The following is a 10,583-nucleotide window of genomic DNA, read 5'->3' on the forward strand; positions in this document are numbered from 1 at the left end:
GGTGCTCGGTGCGGCCGGGCTGCTCAAGGGCTACAAGGCGACCTCGCACTGGGTCGCACGGCCGCTGCTGATGGACGTGGATGCCATCCCCGTGGACGCGCGCGTGGTGCGCGACCGCAACCGCATCACTGGCGCCGGCGTGAGCGCCGGCCTGGACCTGGGCTTGAGCATGGTCGCCATGCTGCGCGATCGGCCCTATGCCGAGACGATGCAGCTGCTCGCGGAGTACGCCCCCGAGCCGCCCTTCAACGCCGGCACGCCGCGCACTGCCGCGCCGGCGGTCAAGGCCATGGTGGACGACATGTTCAAGGACTTCCTGGCGCAGACGCGCTCGGCGCTTTCCTCGACGCCGAGCTTGAAATGAAGCCAAGCGACGAGATCAACTTCATGAACTACACGAATTCAATGCGCCGCAGGCTCCTGGTCAACTCCTTCAAGCTCGGCCCGCTGCTCTGGGCACCGACATGGGCCTTCGCAGCCGATACGCCCGATCAGGCCGTCTTCGCAGCCCCCGTTGCCGCACAGACCGATAAGAACACGGACAGTTCCGCACTCACGCTGGGCACCGTCAACATCCAGGCCACGGCCAGCGGACCRCTGTCCGCGCGGCAGGTGTTCAGTTCGGTCGACATCTTGGGCGCCAGCGTGCTGGAAGACCAGCACGTCGACTACAGCTGGGAATTGTTCTCTCGCGCACCGGGTGTGCAGGTCACGCAGTTCAAGCAAGGCACCGACGCGGGGCGTTTCTCGTTCCGCGGCTTCAACGGCGAAGGCCGCGTCAATGCCGTCAAGCTGCTGATCGACGGCATCCCGAGCAACGACAACGCGGGCGGCATGCCGTTTCTCGATGCGGTGTTCCCACAGGACATCGAGGCCATCGAGATCGTGCGCGGCACCAACGACCCACGCTATGGGCTGAACAACATCGCGGGCAACGCGAACGTCATCACGCGCACGGGTGGCAACCAGGGGCGCGCAAGCCTCACCCTCGGCAGCTTCGGCACCAAGGAGGTCGAGATTTCCAAGGGCATCGAGAGCGGCAACTGGAGCCAGAACTATTCGCTGGCCTACCGCGATTCGGACGGCTACCGCGACCATGCCGACGCGAGGAAGCTGGCCTTCTCGGGCAAGTGGTTCTACACCAGCGACGACGGTCGCTGGCGCGCCGGCGTCATCGCGCGCTACTACCGCAACAAGGCGCTGGAGTCTGGTTACCTGAGCTACGACCAGGCCATGAGGACGCCGCGCAGCTCGCCCGCGTATGCATCGGCCGACCGCGGCGAGCGCGAGACGGCGCAGCTCAGTGCGCACCTGGACGGTGAACTGACGAACACCCTCTCATGGTCGACCAAGGTCTATGCCAACCAGTACGAGAACCGGCGCTGGGTGCGCTTCTCCGCAGCGAGCGCCCAGCAGGAGCGCTACAACGACGAGAAGCAGCAGGGCGCGATCACCTCTTTGACCTGGCGGCCCCAGGTCGGCTGGGCGCACGAGTTCACGCTGGAAGGCGGCCTCGACGCGCAGTGGCAGCACAACCTCGGCCAGCGCTACCGCACCACCGAGCGCGTGCGCACCTCGCAATTTCGCGACTGGGATTTCGATCTCGACACGCAGGGGGCCTATGTGCAGGCGGTGATCCGTCCGGTCGAGGCCTTGAAGATCGTGCCGGCCTTCCGGGTCGACCACGTGGGCGGCCAGTTCACCGACCGGCTCGGCCGCACCACCTCGCCGGTGCATGACTACGGGCTCATCCAGCAGCCCAAGATCAGCGTGGCCTATGCGCTGAATCCGCAGGCGAGCCTCTACGCCAACTGGGGCCGCACCTTCCAGATCGGCACCGGCATCGATGCCTACCGAACGCAGGCGCGCAACCTCCAACCGTCGATCAACGACGGCTGGGAGGCCGGCGTCAAGTTCAATCCGCTGCCATGGCTCGACGGGCGTGTCGCCTATTGGGAGCAGCGCGCATCCGGGGAAGTCGCGCGCGTCCTGGGCGTCGACGGGCTGCCGGACCCGGGTGGCCTGGGCAACGTCGGCAAGACGCTCAGGAAGGGCTTCGACATCCAGCTCAATGCCAAGCCGAACGCACGCACCACGGCCTGGATCGCCTATTCGCACCAGGGGGCCCGCATCACGGCACCGGACCCGAGCGCACCCGCCACGCGCGGCAAGGAGATCGAGAACGTGCCGCACTACCTGGTGTCCGCCGGCGTGGACTACCAGGCGAGCGACAAGCTCAAGCTCTCCGGCTGGGCCAACGCGCAGGGYGACTACTACGTGGAGCGCACCAACACCTTGGGCCGCTTCGGACGCTATGCGCTGCTGAACCTCGGGGCCACCTACCGCGTGTCTCCCACGATGGACGTGAACCTGCAGATGAAGAACGTGACCAACCGCAAGTACGTCTATGCCTGGTACGACAGCGGCTCCTCGGGCTACTCGCCCGGCGACGGCCGGGGTGTGTACGCCAGCCTGAACATGAGGTTCTGATGACCGCACAAGCCTTGCCGCGCCAGACGGCACCCTTCGTTGCCGGCAGCCTCTACCGCGCCGTGTGGCGCTGGCATTTCTATGCCGGTCTGCTCGTGCTGCCGTTCCTGATCTGGCTCGCGCTGACCGGCGGTCTGTTCGTCTTCAAGCTGCAGATCGACGGGTATTTTCACCACGATCTGAAGTTCGTGCAGGCGAGGCAGGGACCCGCGTTGGCGCACAGCGAACTGGTCGGGGCCGCACTGGCGGCCCACCCCGGCACGCTGCGCAAGTACACGCCGGCGGCCTCGACGGGCGATTCGGCGGAGGTGGGTATTGCCAGTGCGAGCGGTGAACAGCTCGTCGTGTTCGTCGACCCCTATCGCGCAAAGGTGCTGGGTACGCTACCCGAGGGCGGGAGCGTGGCCTGGACCATCCGCAAGCTGCACAGCCTCAAGTACTTCGGGTCGGTGGCGCGCGGTGCCATCGAGATCGCGGCCGGGTGGGCGATCCTGCTGGTGACGACCGGCATCTACCTCTGGTGGCCGCGTGGGCGCCGTGGCGGCGTGGTCACGGTGCGCGGGCGACCTCGCCAACGCGTGTTCTGGCGCGACCTGCATGCGGTGACGGGCATCTTCGTCGGCGCCGCGCTGGTGTTCCTGGCGTTCACCGGCATGCCGTGGTCGGTGTTCTGGGGCGCCAAGGTCAACCAGTGGGCCAATGGGCAGAACTTCGGCTATCCATCGGGTGTGCGCGTGCAGATGCCGATGTCGCAGCAGCGCTTGGCAGACGGGGCGCCCACGGCGTGGTCGCTCGAACAGGCAAAGGTTCCGCGCTCGAGTCACGAGGGGCATGAAGGCCATGAGGGACATGCAGAGCCTGGCACGGTCATGCATCCCGTGGCTGCCGAGGGCGCCCTCGGTCTCGATGCCGCGATCAGGATCTTCGAGCGGCTCGGCATTGCCCGGGGCTACACCGTGAACCCGCCCCAGGGTTCGAGCGGCGTCTACACGGCCTCAGCCTGTCCGAGCGACCTCGCGCAGCAGCGAGTGATCCACATCGACCAGTACAGCGGCAAGACGCTGATCGACATGCGCTACGCGGACTACGGCCCGGTCGCGCGGTGGCTTGAATGGGGCATCAACGTTCACCTGGGCCAGGAGTTCGGCGTTCCCAACCAGGCGGTGCTCGTGGCGGTTTGCGTGGGCATCGTGCTGCTGTGCGTCAGTGCCACGACCATGTGGTGGAAGCGACGGCCCGCAGGTGGGCTCGGCGTGCCGCCGCTGCCCTCGGACCGGCGCACGCTGTGCGTTGTGCTGGCAATGCTGGCGCTGGGCGGCATCGCCTTTCCACTGGTGGGTGCATCCCTGCTGGTCATGCTGGCGGTGGACATGTGGATAAGCGGCAGGGCTTCCAGTGCAGGACGCTCGCCAGCCTGAGGCATGTCTGCAGGAGGCGTACGCCTGTTTCGACCTGTCTCTTGTCTCGCTGCTGATGCTCGCATTGAGCGGGCGGCGAAGACTCCCGCACGATCCGATACGGCCGATGGCGTATGTATGAACTGTCCGGAAATCTTCATACTCCGCCGGCCTTGCCGTCGGACGGCGCGGGTCATGTTCGTGTCATCGTCTCGCAACAGTATGATTCTTCCCCCTCGCCATGCAGCTTCGCCCCCTCCAGCTTCAACGCCTCCTTCGACTTCTGCTGCTGGCCGTGTTCTTCAACGCGGCCATCGGCATGCCGTTGCACGAAGCCGGGCATCTGCGGCAGGCACTGGCAGGTGAAGAACGGGAAGCAGCGCTTGAAACCCGCGTGGACGCCGGATCTCTCGGCCACGACGAGGAAGCGCGCGGCCTGTGCGAATGGTGCCTTGCCTATGTGCACCACGCCACAGCACCCGCTCAGCTGCTGGCCGCGCTCGAAGTGGCGTATGCCGTGGCACTTCCACGTGCACCGCCCGGGCTGGCCTTCGTGCCAGATCCGGGCCGTTGGCCCTTCGCCTCGCGAGATCCTCCGCACGCATCGACCTGACATTCCGCCGTCCCCCCGCGGGGCTGTGACGCGTTCATTTTTCTTCATCCTGCTGCCGAGCCTGTCGAAGGCCGGCGGCATTGTCTCGTCGAGTGCCATTCATGATTGCTATCCCTTCCGAACGCGCGCACAAACGCGTTCCCCTGTTTCGCCGCCTCCCTCTCGCGCTGGCCGTCTCGGCGCTGTTTGCCGGACCGGCCATCGCCCAGTCTTCCGATAGCCCTGTCCAGGGCCAGCTGAAACCCATCGAAGTGGTCGGCCGCGGCGAGTCGGGCACGTACCAAGCCGAAGAAGCCGCCGGCGCCAAGACGGACCTGCCGCTGCGCGAACTGCCGCAATCGGTGCGCATCGTCACGCGCCAGGCCATCGACGACCTGGGGGCCACCAAGCTCGATGACGTGCTCGACTATGTCGGCGGCGTCTCGCGGCAGAACAACTTCGGCGGCCTCTGGGACAACATCGCGATCCGCGGACTGCCCGGCAACGAGAACACCGGGATGGCGACGCTGCTCAACGGCTTTTCCTCGAACCGGGGGTTCAACGCGCCGCGCGATCTGGCGGGAGTGGAGCGCATCGAGTTCCTCAAAGGCAGCGCGGCTGCGCTTTACGGCAGCAGTGAACCCGGTGGCACGCTGAACATCGTCTCCAAACGCCCATTGTGGACGGCGGCGAACTCGGTCGAGGCCTATGGGGGAAGCCAGGGCCTCAAGCGAGGCGCTTTCGACAGCACCGGCCCGATCGGCGAGAACTTCGCCTACCGGCTCAACGTGGCGGTGGAAGACCGCAACAGCTTCCGCGACTTCGTGGGCGCCAAACGAGAGGTCATTGYCCCGGCCTTCACCTGGAAGCTCGGACGCGACACGGTGCTGGAGTACGCGGGTGAGTACCTGCGCCATGCCACCCCGCTGGACCGCGGTGTGGTGGCGGTCGACAACCGGCTTGGCGCCATTGCGCGCAACCGCTTCCTCGGCGAGCCGGCCGACGGCGACGTGACAGTCAAGAACCAGACGCACCAGTTCATCCTGTCCCATGAATGGAATTCCACGTGGCGCAGCCGGGTAGGCCTGTCGTACCGCGAGACTTCGCTGGACGGTTTTTCCACCGAGCCGACTGCACTGCTGGCCAACGGCAACCTCACGCGGCAGCGGCGCTACCGCGACTACAGCTCGCACGACATTGCGCTGCAGGCCGAACTGCAGGGCAATGTGAAGACCGGCGCCATCGAACACGAACTCCTGTTCGGCGTGGAGAGCTTCCGCTTCAGCATGGATTCCCTGATGCTGCGGGCGAATCCGACGACCGCCAGGCCGTATGCGATCAACATCTACAACCCGGTCTACGGCCAGCTTCAGCCGGTACCCACGGCCAACACCGACACGCTGGAACGCCAGAACAATAACGCGTTCTACGTCCAGGACGCGATCAAGCTCTCGCCTGAATGGCGGCTCGTTGCGGGCGTGCGCGCCGACAACTATCGCCAGTCGCTGCTGAATCGCAGAAACAGCATCACGGCCATCCAGGAGCCCTCGTCGACCTCACCGCGCATCGGTGTGAGCTGGCTGCCGACACCGCAGTGGACTTTCTACGCCAATGCGGGCCGCTCGTTCAGGCCCAACACGGGTTCCGACTTCGCCTCGAACGGCTTTGCGCCCGAGACGGGCCGCGCGCTGGAACTCGGCACCAAGTGGGAGAGCACGGACCAGCGCATGGGCGCCACCGCCGCGCTCTTCGACATCCGCAAGCGCAACGTGCTGACCTCCGACCCCGTCAACACCGGCTATTCGGTGGCGGCGGGCGAAATCCGCAGCCGGGGCCTGGAGTTCGACTTCTTGGGCCAGGTCACGAAGAACTGGCGCGTCAATGCCAGTCTGGTGCTCAACGACGTGGAAATCACGAAGGACAACACCCTGGAGGTCGGCGGCCGGCTGCTCAACGTGCCCCGGGTCAACGGCAGCGTGCTCGCGGTCTACGAGGACGGCTTTTCCAACGGCCAGCGCTACGGCATCGGCGGCGGCTTCACCCACATGGGCAAGCGCCTGGGCCAGGCCCGCACGCAGGCTGAGGCGAACGCGGGAACTCCCGCGTTCGACCTGCCGGCCTACACCACCGCCAAGCTGGTTGCGTACTGGCGCCTCAACCCCACACTGCGTGTGACGCTCGACGTCGACAATCTTTTCGACAAGACCTACTACACGAGTTCATACAGCCGCGTCTGGGTCACACCAGGTACGTCGCGCACCTTCACCCTCGGTCTACAGGCCAAGTTCTGAGATGACATTGCCAATCCATCTGACGCGCCGCCGTGCGCTCCAACTTTGTGCGGTCGGCCCGGCCGTTGCCGCATCGGCGGGCCTGCTGGCGCAGCCGGCGCTCTCGCCGCTGCAGATCGTCGGCCCCTGGGAATTAGGGGGCCTCGCCCCGGCCAACAGTGGCTACATCTTCACGCGCATGCAGATTGCTGAAACGCTGATGGAGGCGCGCGAGGACGGCACCCCGTTGCCTGGCTTGGCTGAACGCTGGGGAGTGTCGGCCGATGGGTTGGCATGGCGTTTCACGCTGCGTGCGACAGCGCGCTTTCACGACGGCACGCCAGTGACAGCCGCCGCAGTCGTGCGCTGCCTGCAGGCCGCACGCGTGGCCCCGGCGCTGCTCAGTCTGGYGCCGATCAAGTCGCTGGACGCCGAGGGTGCAGGTGTCGTCTTGATCAGGCTGGCGTCGCCCTACGGCGGATTGCCAGCGCTGCTGGCGCACAGCAGCACGATGGTGCTCGCCCCGGCGAGCTACGGTCCCGACGGCAGGGTGCGGACCATCGTTGGCAGCGGCCCCTACCGCGTGGTGTCGCTCGCACCGCCCCAGCATGTGGAGGCGGCTGCGTTCGACGGCTACGACGGCGCCAGGCCTGCCGTCGAGCGCGTGCGTTACCTGGCGGCCGGCCGCGCCGAAACCCGTGCGCTGATGGCCGAGGGCGGACAGGCCGATCTGGCCTACGGGCTCGACCCGGCAAGCCTCGTGCGACTGCGCAAGCGCGGCCAGGTTCGCGTCGATACGGTGACGTTGCCACGCACCGTGATCCTCAAAGTCAATGCAGGTCTGCCGGCCTTGAAAGACCTGCGCGTGCGGCAGGCGCTCAGCCTGTGCATCGATCGGGCCGGCATTGCGAAGGCCTTGCTGCGTGACCCCGAGCTGGCGGCAACGCAACTCTTTCCTCCGACGCTCAAGGCCTGGCACGACCCCGCGCTGGCGCCATTGACCCACGACCCCGCCGCTGCGGCGAGGCTTCTGGCCGAGGCCGGCTGGCGACGGGCGGCCGACGGCTTGCGCGACGCTTCGGGCCAGCCATTACGCCTGTCGCTGCGGACCTTTCCCGATCGGCCGGAGTTGCCCGTCATCGCCTCCGCGCTGCAGGAGCAGTGGCGACAGGCTGGCATCGCGGTGCAGGTCGGCGTCGGCAATTCGGGCGACATTCCGCTGGGCCACCGCGACGGCAGCCTGCAACTGGGCCTGGCCGCGCGCAACTACGCCACGGTGCCCGACCCCACGGGCACGCTGATGCAGGATTTCGGGGCCTCGGGGGGCGACTGGGGCGCGATGGGCTGGACCAGCGATGCGCTGGTCAAGGCACTTTCCGAGCTTTCGCTCGGCCCATCGTCGGCCGAGCGCACGGCCAGGTTGCGCGCGCAGGTCGCGGCAGTGCTTCAGGCCGAATTGCCGGTGATCCCGATCGCCTGGTACCGCCAACAGGTGGCGGTCAGCCAGCGTGTCGCCGGTGTGAGCCTCGATCCGCTGGAACGGTCCTACCGGCTTACCGCGATGAGGTGGAACGCATGAGCAGGACCATGAATGCCGGAGTGCACAGGACCCACACGGCCTGGAGCGGCATCCTGCTGCGCCGCGGCATCCAGATCGTCGCGTTGGGTCTGCTGGTGGGCACGGTGTGTTTCTTCATGGCCCGCTCTCTGCCGGGCGACATGGCTACCCGCATTGCCGCGGGACGATATGGCTACGACCTTGTGAACAACGCGGCGGCCGATGCCGTGCGAATCGAGCTCGGACTCGACCGGCCCGTGTGGCTCGCACTGCTGCAATGGTGGGGAGAAATCGCGCGACTCGATCTGGGCACTTCATTGGTCACTGGCAATTCGGTGTGGGGCGAAGTGACGCACCAGCTGGGCGCCACCATCGATCTGGCGGTCGCTTCCGTGTTCGTGGCAGCCATCGTCGGCTTGCCGCTGGGGATCTGGTCGGGCCTGCATGCGGGTGGCTGGATCGACCGGCTCACGCTGGTGCTCGCCGTGGTGCTTCGTGCCATGCCGCCGTTCCTGCTCGCGGTGCTGCTGATGGTGCTGGTTGCGGTGCAACTCGGCGCTTTGCCTGTTGCGGGCGACGACCATGCGGGCAGCCTGCTGTTGCCGGCACTCACGCTGGGGCTGGGCCTGGCCGCAGGCCTGGCGCGCGTGACCCGGGCCTCCATGCGCGAAGCGGTAGCTTCGCCGTCCTTCGAATTCGCGCGCACCAAGGGGTTGTCGGACCGGCAAGCGTTGGTGCGCCATGGTTTGCGCCAAGCAGCGACGCCGGTGGTTGCCTATCTCGGCGTACATGCGGTGTTTCTTGTGGAGGGAGCGGTCGTGGTCGAAACCTTGTTCGCCTGGCCTGGGATCGGACATGCGCTGGTGCATGCGGTGTTCGGTCGCGACGTGCCGATGATCCAGGGGGCCGCGCTGTGCATGGGCCTGTTGTTCGTGGTGTTCAACCTGCTGGTGGATGCGGCTTGCCTCGCGCTCGACCCGCGCCGACGCATGGGGGTGACCGCATGAATGGCAGTCTGCTCGACATCCCGGCACTCACCGGCCGAGAGTCGCGGCGCGAGGTAGGGCGCCGTCGCACGGGTCTCTCCATCCTCGCGCTGGTCGCGGTGTTTTCGCTGTTCGGGCCGGCTGTGATCGGCATTGACCCGGCACGCCAGACACTTGCCGACACGCTGCTGCCGCCGGGCGCGGCTCACTGGCTCGGCACCGACGTGCTGGGCCGTAGCGTGCTCGCGCGGCTGGCACACGCGGCGCAGCTCTCACTCGGCCTCGCATTGCTCGCCGCTGTGACCGCAGCCATTCCCGGCGTGCTGCTGGGCGTTGTCGCCAGCTGGCGCGGCGGGCGCATCGAACGTGCGCTGGTCATGCTGGCCGACGCAGTGCTCTCGGTGCCGGGCCTGCTGCTGGTGCTGCTGTTCGCGGCGCTGGCGCCAGGGCGGTACTGGGCGCTCTACATCGGTCTGTCGCTCTCGCTGTGGGTCGAATACTTCCGCGTTGCCCGCGCGGCGAGCCGGCCGGTGCTCGCGGGTGATGCGGTGCAGGCTTCGCGCCTGCTGGGCTTCGGGTCGGGCTACGTCCTGCGCAGGCACCTGCTGCCCGCACTCGCTCCGGTGCTGGGGACATTGCTGGCCTTCAGTGCGGCGCAGGCCGTGCTCGCGCTTGCCGCGCTGGGCTTTATCGGCGTCGGACTGCAGCCGCCTACACCCGAACTGGGATTGATGATGATCGAGTTTCTTCCCCACTACGAAGAAGCGCCGTGGCTCATCGCAGCGCCGGTGGCGCTCCTGATGTTCCTGGTGCTCGGCATGATGCTGCTGGCCGCAGAGGGGGAAACGGCATGACCGCTTCTGTTCTGCTGGCTGTCGAGAACCTCTGCGTGCACGTTGGGGCCAGGCCGCTGCTGCGCAATGTGTCTTTCAAACTTCGCGCAGGCGAAGTGCTGACGCTGCTCGGCGAAAGTGGTGCTGGAAAATCGCTGCTGGCGCAGGCCGTGATGGGTAACCTTCCGGCTGCATTACGCGCTGGTGGTTCGGTCACATTGGACGGCATCGAAAGCCGTGCCGAGGACGCCCGCGTGCGTCGCCCGCATTGGGGCCGCACGCTCGCGTTGCTGCCCCAGGAGCCCGCGATGGCGCTGGATCCGCTGATGCGCATCGCGCCTCAGTTGGCCGAAACGCACGAGCTGGTTCGCGGCGCGGCCTTCGAAGCGGCAGGGGCTGCCGCCGTGAGCGACCTGAGGACGGCGGGATTGGCTGCCTCCGCGCGGCAGTATCCGTG

General features: G+C 67.0%; 9 protein-coding genes. All 9 read left to right on the top strand.

Annotated elements, in window-relative coordinates; translation table 11 throughout:
* Positions 1-364: DJ-1/PfpI family protein (locus AC1DOC_RS06185; protein WP_478129542.1), on the top strand; the 364-nt coding region annotated here is incomplete at its 5' end.
* A 41-nt stretch (positions 365-405) separates the two neighbouring features.
* Entirely contained in the window at positions 406-2,490 is a 2,085-nt protein-coding gene (locus AC1DOC_RS06190) for a TonB-dependent receptor (protein WP_041945651.1), read from the top strand.
* On the top strand, positions 2,490-3,908 hold the full coding sequence (locus AC1DOC_RS06195) for a PepSY-associated TM helix domain-containing protein (RefSeq protein WP_012747194.1): 1,419 nt from the start codon (positions 2,490-2,492) through the stop codon (positions 3,906-3,908). The genes AC1DOC_RS06190 and AC1DOC_RS06195 overlap by 1 nt, the downstream gene beginning before the upstream one ends.
* Positions 3,909-4,128: 220 nt before the next feature.
* Positions 4,129-4,500: a hypothetical protein gene (locus AC1DOC_RS06200; protein WP_080515734.1), complete on the top strand. Its 372-nt coding sequence runs from the start codon at positions 4,129-4,131 to the stop codon at positions 4,498-4,500.
* 101 nt (positions 4,501-4,601) lie between these two features.
* The gene (locus AC1DOC_RS06205; RefSeq protein WP_478129543.1) at positions 4,602-6,770 is read left to right on the top strand and encodes a TonB-dependent siderophore receptor; all 2,169 of its coding nucleotides are present in this window, start codon (positions 4,602-4,604) and stop codon (positions 6,768-6,770) included.
* Position 6,771: 1 nt separating this feature from the next.
* A complete protein-coding gene (locus tag AC1DOC_RS06210; RefSeq protein ID WP_478129544.1) occupies positions 6,772-8,328 on the top strand; it encodes an ABC transporter substrate-binding protein in 1,557 nt (518 codons plus the stop codon).
* Positions 8,325-9,314, top strand: a complete 990-nt coding sequence (locus AC1DOC_RS06215; RefSeq protein ID WP_012747197.1) for an ABC transporter permease — start codon at positions 8,325-8,327, stop codon at positions 9,312-9,314. Before AC1DOC_RS06210 ends, AC1DOC_RS06215 begins: the two co-directional genes overlap by 4 nt.
* Positions 9,311-10,147, top strand: coding sequence for an ABC transporter permease (locus AC1DOC_RS06220; protein ID WP_012747198.1), 837 nt, complete (start codon positions 9,311-9,313; stop codon positions 10,145-10,147). Before AC1DOC_RS06215 ends, AC1DOC_RS06220 begins: the two co-directional genes overlap by 4 nt.
* The coding region (locus AC1DOC_RS06225) for an ATP-binding cassette domain-containing protein (protein WP_478129545.1) at positions 10,144-10,583 on the top strand (440 nt) is incomplete at its 3' end. The genes AC1DOC_RS06220 and AC1DOC_RS06225, both read left to right, overlap by 4 nt.

The organism is Variovorax sp. 01T439_2, assembly GCF_056398445.1.

Excerpts from the sequence above, each read along its gene's own strand:
- AC1DOC_RS06215 (WP_012747197.1), top strand. The coding sequence starts at position 8,325 with ATGAGCAGGACCATGAATGCCGGAGTGCACAGGACCCACACGGCCTGG.
- AC1DOC_RS06200 (WP_080515734.1), top strand. The coding sequence starts at position 4,129 with ATGCAGCTTCGCCCCCTCCAGCTTCAACGCCTCCTTCGACTTCTGCTG.
- AC1DOC_RS06195 (WP_012747194.1), top strand. The coding sequence starts at position 2,490 with ATGACCGCACAAGCCTTGCCGCGCCAGACGGCACCCTTCGTTGCCGGC.
- AC1DOC_RS06220 (WP_012747198.1), top strand. The coding sequence starts at position 9,311 with ATGAATGGCAGTCTGCTCGACATCCCGGCACTCACCGGCCGAGAGTCG.